The 15,330-nt window shown below is 51.0% G+C and carries 27 protein-coding genes; 26 read left to right on the top strand and 1 reads right to left on the bottom strand.

Annotated features, from left to right (window positions below; all coding sequences use genetic code 11):
- The first annotated feature begins 39 nt into the window (after positions 1-39).
- The 10 genes from ACG1VR_RS01500 (at position 40) to bfr (ending at position 7,279) form a co-directional block, all read left to right on the top strand.
- Positions 40-768: a transcriptional regulator gene (locus tag ACG1VR_RS01500; RefSeq protein WP_016538476.1), complete on the top strand. Its 729-nt coding sequence runs from the start codon at positions 40-42 to the stop codon at positions 766-768.
- Positions 768-1,154, top strand: a complete 387-nt coding sequence (gene tusD / locus ACG1VR_RS01505) for a sulfurtransferase complex subunit TusD (protein WP_216375930.1) — start codon at positions 768-770, stop codon at positions 1,152-1,154. The genes ACG1VR_RS01500 and tusD overlap by 1 nt, the downstream gene beginning before the upstream one ends.
- Positions 1,154-1,513 (top strand): sulfurtransferase complex subunit TusC, encoded by a 360-nt coding sequence (gene tusC, locus ACG1VR_RS01510; protein ID WP_016538474.1) that lies wholly within the window; start codon positions 1,154-1,156, stop codon positions 1,511-1,513. The genes tusD and tusC overlap by 1 nt, the downstream gene beginning before the upstream one ends.
- Positions 1,514-1,520: 7 nt before the next feature.
- Positions 1,521-1,808 (top strand): sulfurtransferase complex subunit TusB, encoded by a 288-nt coding sequence (gene tusB / locus ACG1VR_RS01515; protein WP_016538473.1) that lies wholly within the window; start codon positions 1,521-1,523, stop codon positions 1,806-1,808.
- Between the two features lie 124 nt (positions 1,809-1,932).
- Complete coding sequence (gene rpsL / locus ACG1VR_RS01520; RefSeq protein ID WP_003023654.1) at positions 1,933-2,307, top strand: 30S ribosomal protein S12; 375 nt, start codon at positions 1,933-1,935, stop codon at positions 2,305-2,307.
- Positions 2,308-2,402: 95 nt separating this feature from the next.
- Positions 2,403-2,873, top strand: a complete 471-nt coding sequence (gene rpsG / locus ACG1VR_RS01525; protein WP_008457106.1) for a 30S ribosomal protein S7 — start codon at positions 2,403-2,405, stop codon at positions 2,871-2,873.
- A gap of 97 nt (positions 2,874-2,970) precedes the next feature.
- Positions 2,971-5,085: an elongation factor G gene (fusA, locus tag ACG1VR_RS01530; protein WP_154189066.1), complete on the top strand. Its 2,115-nt coding sequence runs from the start codon at positions 2,971-2,973 to the stop codon at positions 5,083-5,085.
- Between the two features lie 71 nt (positions 5,086-5,156).
- On the top strand, positions 5,157-6,341 hold the full coding sequence (gene tuf / locus ACG1VR_RS01535) for an elongation factor Tu (protein WP_115586309.1): 1,185 nt from the start codon (positions 5,157-5,159) through the stop codon (positions 6,339-6,341).
- Positions 6,342-6,539: 198 nt separating this feature from the next.
- Positions 6,540-6,734, top strand: a complete 195-nt coding sequence (bfd, locus tag ACG1VR_RS01540) for a bacterioferritin-associated ferredoxin (protein WP_016538470.1) — start codon at positions 6,540-6,542, stop codon at positions 6,732-6,734.
- A 71-nt stretch (positions 6,735-6,805) separates the two neighbouring features.
- A complete protein-coding gene (gene bfr, locus ACG1VR_RS01545) occupies positions 6,806-7,279 on the top strand; it encodes a bacterioferritin (protein ID WP_395490038.1) in 474 nt (157 codons plus the stop codon).
- A 50-nt stretch (positions 7,280-7,329) separates the two neighbouring features.
- On the opposite strand, the gene ACG1VR_RS01550 is transcribed toward bfr, so the two are convergent.
- Complete coding sequence (locus ACG1VR_RS01550; RefSeq protein WP_395490040.1) at positions 7,330-7,842, bottom strand: prepilin peptidase; 513 nt, start codon at positions 7,840-7,842, stop codon at positions 7,330-7,332.
- A 364-nt stretch (positions 7,843-8,206) separates the two neighbouring features.
- On the opposite strand from ACG1VR_RS01550, the gene rpsJ reads away from it, so the two are divergent.
- From rpsJ to rpsH, 16 genes are all read left to right on the top strand, one after another.
- Positions 8,207-8,518: a 30S ribosomal protein S10 gene (rpsJ, locus tag ACG1VR_RS01555; RefSeq protein ID WP_001181005.1), complete on the top strand. Its 312-nt coding sequence runs from the start codon at positions 8,207-8,209 to the stop codon at positions 8,516-8,518.
- Positions 8,519-8,549: 31 nt separating this feature from the next.
- Positions 8,550-9,179, top strand: coding sequence for a 50S ribosomal protein L3 (gene rplC / locus ACG1VR_RS01560; protein WP_016538466.1), 630 nt, complete (start codon positions 8,550-8,552; stop codon positions 9,177-9,179).
- Positions 9,180-9,189: 10 nt separating this feature from the next.
- Positions 9,190-9,795: a 50S ribosomal protein L4 gene (gene rplD / locus ACG1VR_RS01565; RefSeq protein ID WP_008457145.1), complete on the top strand. Its 606-nt coding sequence runs from the start codon at positions 9,190-9,192 to the stop codon at positions 9,793-9,795.
- Positions 9,792-10,094: a 50S ribosomal protein L23 gene (gene rplW, locus ACG1VR_RS01570; protein WP_016538465.1), complete on the top strand. Its 303-nt coding sequence runs from the start codon at positions 9,792-9,794 to the stop codon at positions 10,092-10,094. Before rplD ends, rplW begins: the two co-directional genes overlap by 4 nt.
- Positions 10,095-10,111: 17 nt before the next feature.
- Positions 10,112-10,933, top strand: a complete 822-nt coding sequence (rplB, locus tag ACG1VR_RS01575; protein WP_008457150.1) for a 50S ribosomal protein L2 — start codon at positions 10,112-10,114, stop codon at positions 10,931-10,933.
- A 16-nt stretch (positions 10,934-10,949) separates the two neighbouring features.
- On the top strand, positions 10,950-11,228 hold the full coding sequence (gene rpsS, locus ACG1VR_RS01580; protein ID WP_001138115.1) for a 30S ribosomal protein S19: 279 nt from the start codon (positions 10,950-10,952) through the stop codon (positions 11,226-11,228).
- A 14-nt stretch (positions 11,229-11,242) separates the two neighbouring features.
- On the top strand, positions 11,243-11,575 hold the full coding sequence (gene rplV / locus ACG1VR_RS01585) for a 50S ribosomal protein L22 (RefSeq protein ID WP_002919773.1): 333 nt from the start codon (positions 11,243-11,245) through the stop codon (positions 11,573-11,575).
- A 17-nt stretch (positions 11,576-11,592) separates the two neighbouring features.
- Positions 11,593-12,291 (top strand): 30S ribosomal protein S3, encoded by a 699-nt coding sequence (gene rpsC, locus ACG1VR_RS01590; protein ID WP_006817277.1) that lies wholly within the window; start codon positions 11,593-11,595, stop codon positions 12,289-12,291.
- Positions 12,292-12,303: 12 nt separating this feature from the next.
- The gene (gene rplP, locus ACG1VR_RS01595) at positions 12,304-12,714 is read left to right on the top strand and encodes a 50S ribosomal protein L16 (protein WP_002438716.1); all 411 of its coding nucleotides are present in this window, start codon (positions 12,304-12,306) and stop codon (positions 12,712-12,714) included.
- Complete coding sequence (gene rpmC / locus ACG1VR_RS01600; RefSeq protein WP_008457158.1) at positions 12,714-12,905, top strand: 50S ribosomal protein L29; 192 nt, start codon at positions 12,714-12,716, stop codon at positions 12,903-12,905. Before rplP ends, rpmC begins: the two co-directional genes overlap by 1 nt.
- Positions 12,905-13,159, top strand: coding sequence for a 30S ribosomal protein S17 (gene rpsQ / locus ACG1VR_RS01605; RefSeq protein WP_003031120.1), 255 nt, complete (start codon positions 12,905-12,907; stop codon positions 13,157-13,159). Before rpmC ends, rpsQ begins: the two co-directional genes overlap by 1 nt.
- Before the next feature lie 166 nt (positions 13,160-13,325).
- Entirely contained in the window at positions 13,326-13,697 is a 372-nt protein-coding gene (gene rplN, locus ACG1VR_RS01610; RefSeq protein WP_002438705.1) for a 50S ribosomal protein L14, read from the top strand.
- A 10-nt stretch (positions 13,698-13,707) separates the two neighbouring features.
- A complete protein-coding gene (gene rplX / locus ACG1VR_RS01615) occupies positions 13,708-14,022 on the top strand; it encodes a 50S ribosomal protein L24 (RefSeq protein WP_016538464.1) in 315 nt (104 codons plus the stop codon).
- 14 nt (positions 14,023-14,036) lie between these two features.
- Positions 14,037-14,576, top strand: coding sequence for a 50S ribosomal protein L5 (gene rplE / locus ACG1VR_RS01620; RefSeq protein WP_016538463.1), 540 nt, complete (start codon positions 14,037-14,039; stop codon positions 14,574-14,576).
- Between the two features lie 14 nt (positions 14,577-14,590).
- Entirely contained in the window at positions 14,591-14,896 is a 306-nt protein-coding gene (gene rpsN / locus ACG1VR_RS01625; protein ID WP_016538462.1) for a 30S ribosomal protein S14, read from the top strand.
- 33 nt (positions 14,897-14,929) lie between these two features.
- Positions 14,930-15,322, top strand: a complete 393-nt coding sequence (rpsH, locus tag ACG1VR_RS01630; protein WP_008457173.1) for a 30S ribosomal protein S8 — start codon at positions 14,930-14,932, stop codon at positions 15,320-15,322.
- Positions 15,323-15,330 lie beyond the last annotated feature (8 nt).

Genomic DNA, 15,330 nt, shown 5'->3' on the forward strand with positions numbered 1-15,330 from the left:
AAAGCGCGACAGGCTCTCATTAGAGGGTGGTATTTTTACATGTCCAATTCGCTTTTAACCAACGAAACCAGTGAACTCGATTTACTGGACCAGCGTCCTTTTGAGCAAACCGACTTCGAAATCTTAAAATCCTATGAAGCGGTGGTGGACGGGTTAGCGATGCTGATTGGTTCACATTGCGAAATCGTTCTGCATTCTCTGCAGGATCTGAAATGCTCGGCAATTCGTATTGCCAACGGTGAGCATACCGGGCGAAAAATCGGCTCGCCGATTACCGACCTGGCGCTGCGTATGCTGCACGATATGACCGGCGCCGACAGCAGCGTGTCCAGATGTTACTTTACCCGCGCCAAAAGCGGAGTGCTGATGAAGTCGGTGACGATTGCTATCCGCAACCGTGACCAGCGCGTGATTGGCCTGCTGTGTATCAACATGAACCTCGATGTTCCGTTCTCCCAGATTATGTCGACCTTCATTCCGCCTGAGACTCAGGATCAGGAAGTGCCGTCTTCGGTTAACTTCGCTTCTTCCGTTGAAGACCTTGTGATGCAAACCCTTGAGTTCACAATCGAAGAGGTGAACGCCGATCGCAACGTGTCAAATAACGCGAAAAATCGCCAGATAGTTTTGAATCTGTACGAGAAGGGCATCTTCGATATTAAAGATGCGATTAACCAGGTGGCAGATCGCCTGAACATCTCCAAGCACACGGTTTATCTCTACATTCGCCAGTTCAAAAATGGCGATTTCCTCGGCCAGGACAAGTAATGCGGTTTGCGTTAATGGTTACCGGCCCCGCTTACGGTACGCAGCAGGCGAGCAGCGCGCTGCTGTTTGCCCGTGCGCTGTTGGCGGAAGGGCATACGCTGGAGAGTATTTTTTTCTATCGCGAAGGTATTTATAACGCGAACCAGCTAACTTCTCCGGCCAGCGATGAAGTTGACCTGGTGCGCGAGTGGCAGGCGCTGAACCAGCAGCATGGCGTAGCGCTGCATATCTGTGTTGCGGCGGCGCTGCGCCGCGGAGTGACGGATGAAGAGCAGGCGAAGTCGCTGGGGCTAAGCGGTAATAATCTTCAGCCGGGATTTACGCTGAGCGGCCTCGGCGCGCTGGCGGAAGCCGCGCTCACCTGCGAAAGAATGGTGCAATTCTGATGAAGCGTGTCGCATTTGTTTTTCGCACGGCGCCGCACGGCAGTACGGCCGGTCGTGAAGGTTTAGATGCGCTGCTAGCTACCTCCGCGCTTTCTGAGGATATCGGCGTGTTCTTTATCGGCGATGGCGTTTTGCAACTGTTGCCGGGCCAGCAGCCTGCGAAGGTGCTGGGGCGGGATTACATTGCTACTTTCCGTGTTCTGCCGCTTTACGATATCGAGCAATGCTTTCTGTGCGCAGACTCTCTGTGCGAGCGCGGCTTATCGACCGAGTCGCCGTGGGTTATCGAAGCTGAACCGCTGGCGTCCGATGTTTTGCGCGAAAAGCTGAACCAGTTCGATGTGGTATTAACTTTCTGAGGCGCCCATGCTCCATACCCTACGTCACTCGCCGTTTCAGTGCGATCTAGCTGAAATATTGCGCTTTATGCAGCCCGGAGATGACCTGTTGCTGATTGAGGACGGCGTGATTGCCGCGCTCGGTAACAGCAGGGCGCTTGAATTACTGCTTAGCGCCCCCATCTCTGTAAGCGCTCTGCAGGAAGATATCGAGGCCCGTGGCCTGATTGCTCAAATTTCATCCAAAGTTGAGTGTGTCAGCTATACTGATTTCGTCAGATTAGCGGTAAAACACGACCAGCAGTTCGCCTGGTGATGGCAGATTGTTGTATATTTCTTGACACCTTTTCGGCTCAGCCCTAAAATTCTGCGTCCTCATATTATATGAGGCCGTTTTATTACGTGTTTACGAAGCAAAAGCTAAAACCAGGAGCTATTTAATGGCAACAGTTAACCAGCTGGTTCGCAAACCACGCGCGCGCAAAGTTGCAAAAAGCAACGTGCCTGCGCTGGAAGCTTGCCCGCAGAAACGTGGTGTATGTACCCGTGTATATACCACCACTCCTAAGAAACCAAACTCCGCACTGCGTAAAGTTTGCCGTGTGCGTTTGACTAACGGTTTTGAAGTCACCTCCTACATCGGCGGTGAAGGTCACAACCTGCAGGAACACTCCGTGATCCTGATCCGTGGTGGTCGTGTAAAAGACTTGCCAGGTGTTCGTTACCACACCGTTCGTGGTGCGCTTGACTGCTCCGGCGTTAAAGACCGTAAGCAATCTCGCTCCAAGTATGGCGTGAAGCGTCCTAAGGCTTAATGGTTCTCCGTTAAGTAAGGCCAAACGTTTTAAATAAATGTCAAAATAAACTCTTTGAGTTTTGGACAATCCTGAATTAACAACGGAGTATTCCCATGCCACGTCGTCGCGTCATTGGTCAGCGTAAAATTCTGCCGGATCCTAAGTTCGGATCAGAACTGCTGGCCAAATTTGTAAATATCCTGATGGTAGATGGTAAGAAATCTACCGCAGAATCTATCGTTTATACCGCGCTGGAAACCCTGGCTCAGCGTTCTGGTAAAAACGAGCTGGAAGCATTCGAAGTCGCTCTGGACAACGTCCGTCCGACCGTCGAAGTTAAGTCCCGCCGCGTTGGTGGTTCTACTTATCAGGTTCCAGTTGAAGTTCGTCCGGTTCGTCGTAATGCCCTGGCAATGCGTTGGATCGTAGAAGCTGCTCGTAAACGCGGTGATAAATCCATGGCTCTGCGCCTGGCGAATGAACTGTCTGATGCTGCAGAAAACAAAGGTACTGCAGTTAAGAAACGTGAAGACGTTCACCGTATGGCAGAAGCCAACAAGGCGTTCGCTCACTACCGTTGGTAACAAATCCTTCGTAGTGTTAGTCCCAGAGCGGGTGCTTCATGTGAGCTGCCCGCTTTGGGTTACTTAACTTGAACGTCCCAGGATATAGAGGAATCAAATGGCTCGTACAACACCCATTGCACGCTACCGCAACATCGGTATCAGTGCACACATCGACGCCGGTAAAACCACTACTACCGAACGTATTCTGTTCTACACCGGTGTAAACCACAAAATCGGTGAAGTTCATGACGGCGCTGCAACCATGGACTGGATGGAGCAGGAGCAGGAGCGTGGTATTACCATTACCTCCGCTGCAACTACTGCATTCTGGTCTGGTATGGCTAAGCAGTATGAACCGCACCGCGTAAACATCATCGACACCCCAGGGCACGTTGACTTCACCATCGAAGTTGAACGTTCCATGCGTGTTCTTGACGGTGCAGTAATGGTTTACTGCGCAGTTGGTGGTGTTCAGCCACAGTCTGAAACCGTATGGCGTCAGGCTAACAAATACAAAGTTCCACGCATCGCGTTCGTTAACAAAATGGACCGTATGGGTGCAAACTTCCTGAAAGTTGTAGGCCAGATCAAATCCCGCCTGGGCGCGAACCCTGTTCCGCTTCAGCTGGCAATTGGTGCTGAAGAAGGTTTCACCGGCGTTATCGACCTGGTGAAAATGAAAGCCATCAACTGGAACGATGCAGATCAGGGCGTTACCTTCGAATACGAAGATATCCCGGCTGACATGCAGGACCTGGCTGACGAATGGCACCAGAACCTGATCGAGTCCGCTGCAGAAGCTTCTGAAGAGCTGATGGAAAAATACCTGGGCGGCGAAGAGCTGACCGAGGAAGAAATCAAGACTGCTCTGCGTCAGCGCGTTCTGAACAACGAAATCATCCTGGTTACCTGTGGTTCTGCATTTAAGAACAAAGGTGTTCAGGCGATGCTGGATGCGGTAATTGATTACCTGCCAGCACCAACTGACGTACCTGCTATCAACGGTATGTTGGACGACGGTAAAGACACTCCATCTGAGCGTCACGCTAGCGACGAAGAGCCATTTGCTGCTCTGGCATTCAAAATCGCTACCGACCCGTTCGTAGGTAACCTGACGTTCTTCCGCGTGTACTCTGGCGTGGTTAACTCCGGTGATACCGTATACAACCCGGTTAAATCGGCTCGTGAGCGTTTCGGTCGTATCGTTCAGATGCACGCTAACAAACGTGAAGAGATCAAAGAAGTTCGCGCGGGCGACATTGCTGCGGCAATCGGCCTGAAAGACGTGACTACAGGTGATACCATCTGTGATCCGGACAACGTGATCATTCTGGAGCGTATGGAATTCCCTGAACCGGTAATCTCCATCGCCGTTGAGCCGAAAACCAAAGCTGACCAGGAAAAAATGGGTCTGGCTCTGGGCCGTCTGGCTAAAGAAGACCCATCATTCCGCGTATGGACTGATGAAGAATCTAACCAGACCATCATCGCGGGTATGGGTGAGCTGCACCTCGACATCATCGTTGACCGTATGAAGCGTGAGTTCAACGTTGAAGCGAACGTCGGTAAACCACAGGTTGCTTACCGTGAAGCGATTCGCGCGAAAGTTACCGATATCGAAGGTAAACACGCCAAGCAGTCTGGTGGTCGTGGTCAGTACGGTCATGTTGTTATCGACATGTACCCACTGGAGCCGGGCTCTAACCCTAAAGGTTACGAGTTCATCAACGACATCAAAGGTGGTGTGATTCCTGGCGAATACATCCCTGCTGTTGATAAAGGCATCCAGGAGCAGCTGAAATCTGGTCCTCTGGCGGGCTACCCGGTAGTCGATCTCGGCGTGCGTCTGCACTTCGGTTCTTACCACGACGTTGACTCCTCCGAGCTGGCGTTTAAACTGGCCGCTTCTATTGCCTTTAAAGATGGCTTTAAGAAAGCTAAACCAGTTCTGCTTGAGCCTATCATGAAGGTTGAAGTTGAGACTCCGGAAGAGAACACTGGTGACGTTATCGGTGACCTTAGCCGTCGTCGTGGTCAGCTGAAAGGCCAGGAATCTAACGCTACTGGCGTACAGATTCATGCTGAAGTTCCGTTGTCTGAAATGTTCGGGTACGCAACTCAGCTGCGTTCTCTGACCAAAGGTCGTGCATCTTACTCCATGGAATTCCTGAAGTATGATGACGCACCTAACAACGTTGCTCAGGCCGTAATCGAAGCTCGTGGCAAATAAGCCAACGCTTTTAACACAATGATCCCGTGCTCTCTCCACGAGGGGCGAGCACAATAGTAAGGAATATAGCCGTGTCTAAAGAAAAATTTGAACGTAAAAAACCGCACGTCAACGTTGGTACTATCGGCCACGTTGACCACGGTAAAACCACTCTGACTGCTGCAATCACTACCGTTCTGGCTAAAACCTACGGTGGTTCTGCTCGTGCATTCGACCAGATCGATAACGCACCAGAAGAAAAAGCTCGTGGTATCACCATCAACACTTCCCACGTTGAATATGACACCCCGACTCGCCACTACGCGCACGTTGACTGCCCAGGGCACGCCGACTACGTTAAAAACATGATCACCGGTGCTGCTCAGATGGACGGCGCTATCCTGGTTGTTGCTGCGACTGATGGCCCAATGCCACAGACCCGTGAGCACATCCTGCTGGGTCGTCAGGTTGGCGTTCCGTACATCATCGTGTTCCTGAACAAATGCGACATGGTTGATGACGAAGAGCTGCTGGAACTGGTAGAAATGGAAGTTCGTGAACTTCTGTCCCAGTACGACTTCCCGGGCGACGATACTCCAATCGTTCGTGGTTCTGCTCTGAAAGCGCTGGAAGGCGAAGCAGAGTGGGAAGCTAAAATCGTTGAGCTGGCTGGCTACCTGGATTCTTACATCCCTGAGCCAGAGCGTGCTATCGATAAGCCGTTCCTGCTGCCAATCGAAGACGTATTCTCCATCTCCGGCCGTGGTACCGTTGTTACCGGTCGTGTAGAGCGCGGTATCATCAAAGTTGGTGAAGAAGTTGAAATCGTTGGTATCAAAGATACTGCGAAATCTACCTGTACCGGCGTTGAAATGTTCCGCAAACTGCTGGACGAAGGCCGTGCTGGTGAGAACGTTGGTGTTCTGCTGCGTGGTATCAAACGTGAAGAAATCGAACGTGGTCAGGTACTGGCTAAGCCAGGCTCTATCAAGCCACACACCAAGTTCGAATCTGAAGTGTACATCCTGTCCAAAGACGAAGGCGGCCGTCATACTCCGTTCTTCAAAGGCTACCGTCCACAGTTCTACTTCCGTACAACTGACGTGACCGGTACCATCGAACTGCCAGAAGGCGTTGAGATGGTAATGCCTGGCGACAACATCAAAATGGTTGTTACCCTGATCCACCCAATCGCGATGGATGACGGTCTGCGTTTCGCAATCCGTGAAGGCGGCCGTACTGTTGGCGCGGGCGTTGTTGCTAAAGTTATCGCTTAATCGCGGATAATCTTTGACACAATGTGCAAGAAAAGGGCATCTTCGGATGCCCTTTTTTATGCTCTAAATATCCCCCTGAACTCCGTTCGTCCCTCAATTTGCATTTAGCCACTTTTCTTAGCATTCTGCCATGCGGCAACCCTTGTAAAGCCAATCATTCTCATTTACACTTTGCGCAATTTTTGAGCGGGAGTGATTATGTACGTTTGCTTGTGTAACGGTGTAAGCGATAAGACAATTCGTCAGGCGGTGCGGCAGCACCATCCTCAGTCTTTTCAGCAGCTTAAAAAATTTATCCCGGTTGGAAACCAGTGTGGAAAGTGTGTTCGTCAGGCGCGAGAAATCATGCAGGATGAACTGATGCAGATCCCGGAATTTAAAGAGATCGCTTAAAATACGCCCATTTTTTTGACTTACTCTGTGCGACATCTACGCTTCATGTAGTGGAAGCGGAGGAAGTCAAAATGAAAGGTGATGTTAAGATAATAAATTATCTCAATAAATTATTGGGAAACGAGCTTGTCGCAATTAACCAGTATTTTCTGCATGCCCGCATGTTCAAAAACTGGGGTTTAAAACGTCTTAACGACGTCGAGTATCATGAGTCCATTGATGAAATGAAGCACGCAGATAAATACATCGAGCGTATTCTGTTTCTTGAAGGGCTACCGAATCTACAGGATCTTGGCAAGTTGGGCATCGGTGAAGATGTCGAAGAAATGTTGCGCTCCGACCTGAAGCTTGAGCTGGATGGCGTGAAGGATTTGCGTGAGGCAATAGCTTACGCCGATAAGGTTCATGATTACGTCAGTCGTGATTTGATGATTGAAATCCTGGCCGATGAAGAAGGCCATATTGACTGGCTTGAGACGGAACTGGATTTGATTCAGAAGCTGGGTATCCAGAACTATCTGCAGGCGCAGATACGCGACGAATAGCCCAGGACAGCCCGGACAGAGGGGCTCACCCTCTGTCTGCATACAGCACCTCACCAGAACGCCTGCCAGACGAACTCCCCCCAACCCGCAGCCGCCAGGCACGGTCCAAACGGTATAGTTTTTAGCAGCCGTTGTTTAGCGATATAAATGAAGCCCACTGAAGCCAGGCCCAACAGCGATGCCGCCGTAATCACTACCGGAAGGCTTTGCCAGCTGTTCCACGCCCCGATTGCCGCCAGTAACTTGAAGTCGCCATAGCCCAGCCCCTCCTGCCCGGTTTTCCAGCGGAATAGCTGAAACACGACCCACAGAGAAAGATAACCTGCGGCCGCGCCATAAACGGCATCATCCACGGTGCGAGGATCCATCAGGCAATGGAAAAGTAATCCCAGCCAGAGCAGGGGAAGGGTGAGTCTGTCGGGCAGCAGCTGGCTTCGAATGTCGATGAGGCTAAGCGCCAGAGCCAAAGCAAAATAGAGTAGCGTGCCGGCCATCAATAGCCAGAAGAGTGTGTCGCCGCTGTTTGTCATGTTTTCAACTCGCTGGCCAATAGGTTGCAGCATCCTGGCCCGTCAGGTTCTCCTGGCCAAGAAATAATAGATATCGGAGATGAATGCTGCGCAGCCTCTCGCAAAGAGGCCGGAATACGCCATCTGTGCCCCGCTGAAAAACTAAATTCAGGGAATCGGCGAAATTTCGACCCGGGCAGCTTGCAAGCGCGTTGGAAACCCGTATAATGCGCGGGCTGTCTTTATAGACAGCTGGTTCGATATGAACCCCGATAGTAGTCAGTTGAAGAGATTCAGTTGCTATCAAACAATGTCCCCAATTGGGGGACTATGTATGAACGATTACACTCCCCCATCAATCGTAATGGGTGCGAGTAGTAATTTTTTTCGTCTATAAAATAATTGGAGCTCTGGTCTCATGCAGAACCAAAGAATCCGTATCCGCCTTAAAGCGTTTGATCATCGTCTGATCGATCAATCAACTGCGGAAATCGTCGAGACTGCTAAGCGCACTGGTGCGCAAGTCCGTGGTCCGATCCCGCTGCCGACCCGCAAAGAGCGCTTTACCGTTCTGATCTCCCCGCACGTCAACAAAGACGCGCGCGATCAGTACGAGATCCGCACTCACAAGCGTCTGGTTGACATCGTTGAGCCAACTGAGAAAACCGTTGATGCTCTGATGCGTCTGGATCTGGCTGCCGGTGTAGACGTGCAGATCAGCCTGGGTTAATCAGGTCATTGACGATTGAGAGGTTGAAACAATGATTGGTTTAGTCGGTAAAAAAGTGGGTATGACCCGTATCTTCACTGAAGATGGCGTTTCTATCCCAGTAACCGTAATTGAAGTTGAAGCAAACCGTGTTACTCAGGTTAAAGACCTGGCTAACGACGGCTACCGTGCAGTTCAGGTTACCACCGGTGCTAAAAAAGCTAACCGCGTAACCAAGCCGGAAGCTGGTCACTTCGCTAAAGCTGGCGTTGAAGCTGGCCGTGGTCTGTGGGAATTCCGCCTTGCTGAAGGCGAAGAGTTCACCGTAGGTCAGGACATTAGCGTTGAGCTGTTTGCTGAAGTTAAAAAAGTTGACGTAACCGGTACCTCTAAAGGTAAAGGTTTCGCAGGTACCGTTAAGCGCTGGAACTTCCGTACCCAGGACGCTACTCACGGTAACTCCTTGTCTCACCGCGTTCCGGGTTCTATCGGTCAGAACCAGACTCCGGGCAAAGTGTTCAAAGGCAAGAAAATGGCAGGCCAGCTGGGTAACGAACGTGTGACCGTTCAGAGCCTGGACGTAGTACGTGTTGACGCTGAGCGCAACCTGCTGCTGGTGAAAGGTGCTGTTCCGGGTGCAACCGGTAGCGACCTGATCGTTAAACCAGCTGTGAAGGCGTAAGGGGATAGCAATGGAATTAGTATTGAAAGACGCGCAAAGCGCGCTGACTGTTTCCGAAACTACCTTCGGTCGTGACTTCAACGAAGCGCTGGTACACCAGGTTGTTGTTGCTTATGCAGCTGGTGCTCGTCAGGGTACTCGTGCTCAGAAGACCCGTGCTGAAGTAACTGGTTCCGGCAAAAAGCCGTGGCGCCAGAAAGGTACCGGCCGTGCGCGTTCAGGTTCTATCAAGAGCCCGATCTGGCGTTCCGGTGGCGTAACCTTCGCTGCACGCCCGCAGGACCACAGTCAAAAAGTTAACAAAAAGATGTACCGCGGCGCGCTGAAAAGCATCCTGTCCGAACTGGTACGTCAGGATCGTCTGATCGTTGTTGAGCAGTTCTCTGTTGAAGCACCGAAAACCAAGCTGCTGGCTCAGAAACTGAAAGATATGGCTCTGGAAGATGTGCTGATCGTGACCGGTGAACTGGATGAGAATCTGTTCCTGGCAGCTCGCAACCTGCACAAGGTTGACGTGCGCGATGTAGCAGCAATCGACCCAGTTAGCCTGATCGCCTTCGACAAAGTCGTTATGACTGCGGAAGCAGTTAAGCAAGTTGAGGAGATGCTGGCATGATCCGTGAAGAACGTCTGCTGAAAGTAGTGCGTGCACCGCACGTATCTGAAAAAGCATCTACCGCGATGGAAAAAACCAATACCATCGTACTCAAAGTTGCGAAAGACGCGACCAAAGCAGAGATCGTTGCTGCTGTACAGAAGCTGTTCGAAGTTGAAGTTAAAGACGTGAACACCCTGGTTGTTAAAGGGAAAACTAAACGTCACGGACAGCGTGTTGGTCGTCGTAGCGACTGGAAAAAAGCTTACGTCACCCTGAAGGAAGGCCAGAACCTGGACTTCGTCGGCGGCGCTGAGTAAGTCGGAGGAGAAAGACAATGGCAGTTGTTAAATGTAAACCGACATCTCCGGGTCGTCGCCACGTAGTTAAAGTGGTTAACCCTGAGCTGCATAAGGGCAAGCCTTTTGCTCCGTTGCTGGAAAAAAACAGCAAATCCGGTGGCCGTAACAACAATGGTCGTATCACTACCCGTCATATCGGTGGTGGTCACAAGCAGGCTTACCGTATTGTTGACTTTAAACGCAACAAAGATGGTATCCCGGCAGTTGTTGAGCGTCTTGAGTACGATCCGAACCGTTCCGCGAATATCGCGCTGGTTCTGTACAAAGATGGCGAACGCCGTTACATCCTGGCCCCTAAAGGCCTGAAAGCTGGCGACCAGATTCAGTCTGGCGTTGATGCTGCAATCAAAGCTGGTAACACCCTGCCGATGCGCAACATCCCGGTTGGTTCTACTGTTCATAACGTAGAAATGAAACCTGGTAAAGGCGGTCAGCTGGCACGTTCCGCTGGTACCTACGTGCAGATCGTTGCGCGTGATGGTGCTTACGTTACCCTGCGTCTGCGTTCTGGTGAAATGCGTAAAGTCGAAGCTGACTGCCGCGCGACCCTGGGCGAAGTTGGCAACGCTGAGCATATGCTGCGCGTTCTGGGTAAAGCGGGTGCTGCTCGCTGGCGTGGTGTTCGTCCTACCGTTCGCGGTACTGCGATGAACCCAGTAGACCACCCACATGGTGGTGGTGAAGGTCGTAACTTTGGTAAGCACCCGGTTTCTCCGTGGGGCGTTCAGACCAAAGGTAAGAAGACCCGCAGCAACAAGCGTACTGATAAATTTATCGTACGTCGCCGTAGCAAATAATTTTAGAGGATAAGCCATGCCACGTTCTCTCAAGAAAGGTCCTTTTATTGACCTGCACTTGCTGAAGAAGGTAGAGAAAGCGGTGGAAAGCGGTGACAAGAAGCCCCTGCGCACTTGGTCCCGTCGTTCAACGATCTTTCCTAACATGATCGGTTTGACCATCGCTGTCCATAATGGTCGTCAGCACGTTCCAGTCTTTGTTTCCGACGAAATGGTCGGCCACAAGCTGGGTGAATTCGCACCGACTCGTACTTATCGCGGCCACGCTGCTGATAAAAAAGCGAAGAAGAAATAAGGTAGGAGGAAGAGATGGAAACTTTAGCTCAACATCGCCATGCTCGTTCTTCTGCTCAGAAGGTTCGCCTTGTTGCTGACCTGATTCGCGGTAAGAAAGTGTCGCAGGCTCTGGATATTCTGACCTACACCAACAAGAAAGCGGCTGTATTGGTTAAGAAAGTACTGGAATCTGCCATTGCTAACGCTGAACACAACGATGGCGCTGACATTGACGATCTGAAAGTCGCGAAAATCTTCGTAGACGAAGGCCCTAGCATGAAGCGCATTATGCCTCGTGCAAAAGGTCGTGCAGATCGCATCCTGAAGCGCACCAGCCACATTACTGTGGTTGTGTCCGATCGCTGAGACTCTGGAGACTAGCAATGGGTCAGAAAGTACATCCTAATGGTATTCGCCTGGGTATTGTAAAACCATGGAACTCTACTTGGTTTGCGAACACCAAAGAATTCGCTGACAACCTGGACAGCGATTTTAAAGTACGTCAGTACCTGACTAAGGAACTGGCTAAAGCGTCTGTATCTCGTATCGTTATCGAGCGTCCAGCTAAGAGCATCCGTGTGACTATTCACACCGCTCGCCCTGGCATCGTTATCGGTAAGAAAGGCGAAGACGTTGAAAAACTGCGCAAGGTCGTAGCGGATATCGCTGGCGTTCCTGCACAGATCAATATCGCCGAAGTACGTAAGCCTGAACTGGACGCAAAACTGGTTGCTGACAGCATCACTTCACAGCTGGAACGTCGTGTTATGTTCCGTCGTGCTATGAAGCGTGCTGTACAGAACGCCATGCGTCTGGGCGCTAAAGGTATTAAAGTTGAAGTTAGCGGCCGTCTGGGCGGCGCCGAGATCGCACGTACCGAATGGTACCGTGAAGGTCGCGTGCCGTTGCACACTCTGCGTGCTGACATTGACTACAACACCTCTGAAGCGCACACCACTTATGGTGTAATCGGCGTTAAAGTGTGGATCTTCAAAGGTGAGATCCTGGGTGGGATGGCTGCTGTTGAACAACCGGAACCGGCTGCTCAACCTAAAAAGCAGCAGCGTAAAGGCCGTAAGTAAGGAGAGTCGCTGATGTTACAACCAAAGCGTACAAAATTCCGTAAAGTGCACAAAGGCCGCAACCGTGGTCTGGCGCAGGGTACGGATGTTAGCTTCGGCACTTTCGGTCTGAAAGCTGTTGGCCGTGGTCGTCTGACTGCACGTCAGATCGAAGCAGCACGTCGTGCAATGACCCGTGCAGTTAAGCGTCAGGGTAAGATCTGGATCCGTGTATTCCCGGACAAACCGATCACCGAAAAGCCGCTTGAAGTGCGTATGGGTAAAGGTAAAGGTAACGTGGAGTATTGGGTTGCCTTAATCCAGCCGGGCAAAGTCCTGTATGAAATGGACGGCGTTCCTGAAGAGCTGGCCCGTGAAGCCTTCAAGCTGGCAGCAGCGAAACTGCCGATCAAAACCACCTTTGTAACTAAGACGGTGATGTAATGAAAGCAAAAGAGCTGCGTGAAAAGAGCGTCGAAGAGCTGAACACCGAGCTGCTGAACCTGCTGCGCGAGCAGTTCAACCTGCGTATGCAGGCTGCAAGTGGCCAGCTGCAACAGACTCACCTGCTGAAGCAGGTTCGTCGTGATGTTGCTCGTGTTAAGACTTTACTGACTCAGAAGGCGGGTGCGTAATGACCGATAAAATCCGTACTCTGCAAGGTCGCGTTGTCAGCGACAAAATGGAGAAATCCATTGTTGTTGCCATCGAACGTTTTGTGAAGCACCCAATTTACGGGAAATTCATCAAGCGTACGACCAAACTGCACGTACATGACGAGAACAACGAATGCGGTACCGGTGACGTGGTTGAAATCCGCGAATGCCGTCCGCTGTCCAAGACTAAGTCCTGGACGCTGGTTCGCGTTGTAGAGAAAGCGGTTCTGTAATACAGTAAGCCTTCTCAAACAGATAAACGGCTCAGCGATGAGCCGTTTATTTTTTCTACCCATTCACAGGAACCGGTGTTATAATGCCGCGCCCTCGTTTATGGGGCTTTTTAACGACCTGAATTTCAGGTCCCGAAGTAGTAGTTGACATTAGCGGAGCACTGAAATGATCCAAGAACAGACTATGCTGACCGTGGCCGACAACTCCGGCGCACGTCGCGTAATGTGTATCAAGGTTCTGGGTGGCTCGCACCGTCGCTACGCAGGCGTCGGCGACATCATCAAGATTACCATCAAGGAAGCAATTCCTCGCGGTAAGGTGAAGAAAGGCGATGTGCTGAAAGCGGTAGTGGTGCGCACCAGGAAGGGTGTTCGTCGCCCGGACGGTTCTGTCATTCGCTTCGATGGTAATGCATGCGTTATTTTAAACAATAACAGCGAGCAGCCAATCGGCACGCGTATTTTTGGGCCGGTAACTCGTGAACTGCGTAATGAGAAGTTCATGAAAATTATCTCTCTGGCACCAGAAGTACTCTAAGGAGCGAATCATGGCAGCGAAAATCCGTCGTGATGACGAAGTTATCGTGTTAACCGGTAAAGACAAAGGTAAACGCGGTAAAGTAAAAAATGTTCTGTCTTCCGGCAAGATCATTGTTGAAGGTATCAACCTGGTTAAGAAACATCAGAAGCCGGTTCCGGCCCTGAACCAACCAGGTGGCATCGTTGAAAAAGAAGCTGCAATTCAAGTTTCTAACGTTGCGCTCTTCAACGCGGCAACCGGCAAGGCTGACCGTGTAGGCTTTAGATTCGAAGACGGCAAAAAAGTCCGTTTCTTCAAGTCTAACAGCGAAACTATCAAGTAATTTGGAGTAGTACGATGGCGAAACTGCATGATTACTACAAAGACGAAGTAGTTAACAAACTCATGACTGAGTTTAGCTACAATTCTGTCATGCAAGTCCCTCGGGTCGAGAAGATCACCCTGAACATGGGTGTTGGTGAAGCGATCGCTGACAAGAAACTGCTGGATAATGCAGCAGCAGACCTGACAGCAATCTCCGGTCAAAAGCCGTTGATCACCAAAGCACGCAAATCTGTTGCAGGCTTCAAAATCCGTCAGGGCTATCCGATCGGCTGTAAAGTAACTCTGCGTGGCGAACGCATGTGGGAGTTCCTTGAGCGTCTGATCACTATTGCTGTACCGCGTATCCGTGACTTCCGTGGCTTGTCCGCTAAGTCTTTCGACGGTCGTGGTAACTACAGCATGGGTGTCCGTGAGCAGATCATCTTCCCAGAAATCGATTACGACAAAGTCGATCGCGTCCGTGGTTTGGATATTACCATTACCACTACTGCGAAATCTGATGATGAAGGCCGTGCTCTGCTGGCTGCCTTTAACTTCCCGTTCCGCAAGTAAGGTAGGGTTACTTCATGGCTAAGCAATCAATGAAAGCACGCGAAGTAAAGCGCGTTGCTTTGGCTGATAAATTCTTCGCTAAACGCGCAGAATTGAAAGCTATCATTTCTGATGTGAACGCGTCCGACGAAGACCGTTGGAGCGCTGTTCTCAAGCTGCAAACTCTGCCGCGTGATTCCAGCCCGTCCCGTCAGCGTAAACGCTGCCGCCAGACTGGTCGTCCACATGGTTATGTGGGCAAGTTCGGGTTGAGCCGTATCAAGCTGCGTGAAGCCGCCATGCGCGGTGAAGTGCCTGGCTTGAAAAAGGCTAGCTGGTAATTGTCACCAATTGAATCACGGGAGTAGAGACAGATGAGCATGCAAGATCCGATCGCGGATATGCTGACCCGTATCCGTAACGGTCAGGCCGCGAACAAAGTTGCGGTCACCATGCCTTCCTCCAAGCTGAAAGTGGCAATCGCCAACGTGCTGAAGGAAGAAGGTTATATTGAAGAATTTAAAATTGAAGGCGACATCAAGCCTGAACTGGAACTGACTCTTAAGTATTTCCAGGGCAAGGCTGTGGTAGAGAGCATTCAGCGAGTCAGCCGCCCAGGCCTGCGCATCTATAAGAAAAAAGATGAGCTGCCTAAAGTTATGGCCGGTATGGGTATTGCTGTCGTTTCTACCTCTAAAGGTGTTATGACTGATCGTGCAGCGCGCCAGGCTGGTCTTGGTGGCGAAATTATCTGCTACGTAGCGTAATTGGAGGA

The sequence above is a fragment of the Cedecea davisae genome (genome assembly GCF_044095835.1).
GTDB lineage: Bacteria > Pseudomonadota > Gammaproteobacteria > Enterobacterales > Enterobacteriaceae > Cedecea > Cedecea davisae.

Coding starts and splice junctions, on each gene's coding strand:
- ACG1VR_RS01500 (WP_016538476.1), top strand. CDS start 40: ATGTCCAATTCGCTTTTAACCAACGAAACCAGTGAACTCGATTTACTG.
- tusD (WP_216375930.1), top strand. CDS start 768: ATGCGGTTTGCGTTAATGGTTACCGGCCCCGCTTACGGTACGCAGCAG.
- tusC (WP_016538474.1), top strand. CDS start 1,154: ATGAAGCGTGTCGCATTTGTTTTTCGCACGGCGCCGCACGGCAGTACG.
- tusB (WP_016538473.1), top strand. CDS start 1,521: ATGCTCCATACCCTACGTCACTCGCCGTTTCAGTGCGATCTAGCTGAA.
- rpsL (WP_003023654.1), top strand. CDS start 1,933: ATGGCAACAGTTAACCAGCTGGTTCGCAAACCACGCGCGCGCAAAGTT.
- rpsG (WP_008457106.1), top strand. CDS start 2,403: ATGCCACGTCGTCGCGTCATTGGTCAGCGTAAAATTCTGCCGGATCCT.
- fusA (WP_154189066.1), top strand. CDS start 2,971: ATGGCTCGTACAACACCCATTGCACGCTACCGCAACATCGGTATCAGT.
- bfd (WP_016538470.1), top strand. CDS start 6,540: ATGTACGTTTGCTTGTGTAACGGTGTAAGCGATAAGACAATTCGTCAG.
- bfr (WP_395490038.1), top strand. CDS start 6,806: ATGAAAGGTGATGTTAAGATAATAAATTATCTCAATAAATTATTGGGA.
- ACG1VR_RS01550 (WP_395490040.1), bottom strand. CDS start 7,842: ATGCTGCAACCTATTGGCCAGCGAGTTGAAAACATGACAAACAGCGGC.
- rpsJ (WP_001181005.1), top strand. CDS start 8,207: ATGCAGAACCAAAGAATCCGTATCCGCCTTAAAGCGTTTGATCATCGT.
- rplC (WP_016538466.1), top strand. CDS start 8,550: ATGATTGGTTTAGTCGGTAAAAAAGTGGGTATGACCCGTATCTTCACT.
- rplD (WP_008457145.1), top strand. CDS start 9,190: ATGGAATTAGTATTGAAAGACGCGCAAAGCGCGCTGACTGTTTCCGAA.
- rplW (WP_016538465.1), top strand. CDS start 9,792: ATGATCCGTGAAGAACGTCTGCTGAAAGTAGTGCGTGCACCGCACGTA.
- rplB (WP_008457150.1), top strand. CDS start 10,112: ATGGCAGTTGTTAAATGTAAACCGACATCTCCGGGTCGTCGCCACGTA.
- rpsS (WP_001138115.1), top strand. CDS start 10,950: ATGCCACGTTCTCTCAAGAAAGGTCCTTTTATTGACCTGCACTTGCTG.
- rplV (WP_002919773.1), top strand. CDS start 11,243: ATGGAAACTTTAGCTCAACATCGCCATGCTCGTTCTTCTGCTCAGAAG.
- rpsC (WP_006817277.1), top strand. CDS start 11,593: ATGGGTCAGAAAGTACATCCTAATGGTATTCGCCTGGGTATTGTAAAA.
- rplP (WP_002438716.1), top strand. CDS start 12,304: ATGTTACAACCAAAGCGTACAAAATTCCGTAAAGTGCACAAAGGCCGC.
- rpmC (WP_008457158.1), top strand. CDS start 12,714: ATGAAAGCAAAAGAGCTGCGTGAAAAGAGCGTCGAAGAGCTGAACACC.
- rpsQ (WP_003031120.1), top strand. CDS start 12,905: ATGACCGATAAAATCCGTACTCTGCAAGGTCGCGTTGTCAGCGACAAA.
- rplN (WP_002438705.1), top strand. CDS start 13,326: ATGATCCAAGAACAGACTATGCTGACCGTGGCCGACAACTCCGGCGCA.
- rplX (WP_016538464.1), top strand. CDS start 13,708: ATGGCAGCGAAAATCCGTCGTGATGACGAAGTTATCGTGTTAACCGGT.
- rplE (WP_016538463.1), top strand. CDS start 14,037: ATGGCGAAACTGCATGATTACTACAAAGACGAAGTAGTTAACAAACTC.
- rpsN (WP_016538462.1), top strand. CDS start 14,591: ATGGCTAAGCAATCAATGAAAGCACGCGAAGTAAAGCGCGTTGCTTTG.
- rpsH (WP_008457173.1), top strand. CDS start 14,930: ATGAGCATGCAAGATCCGATCGCGGATATGCTGACCCGTATCCGTAAC.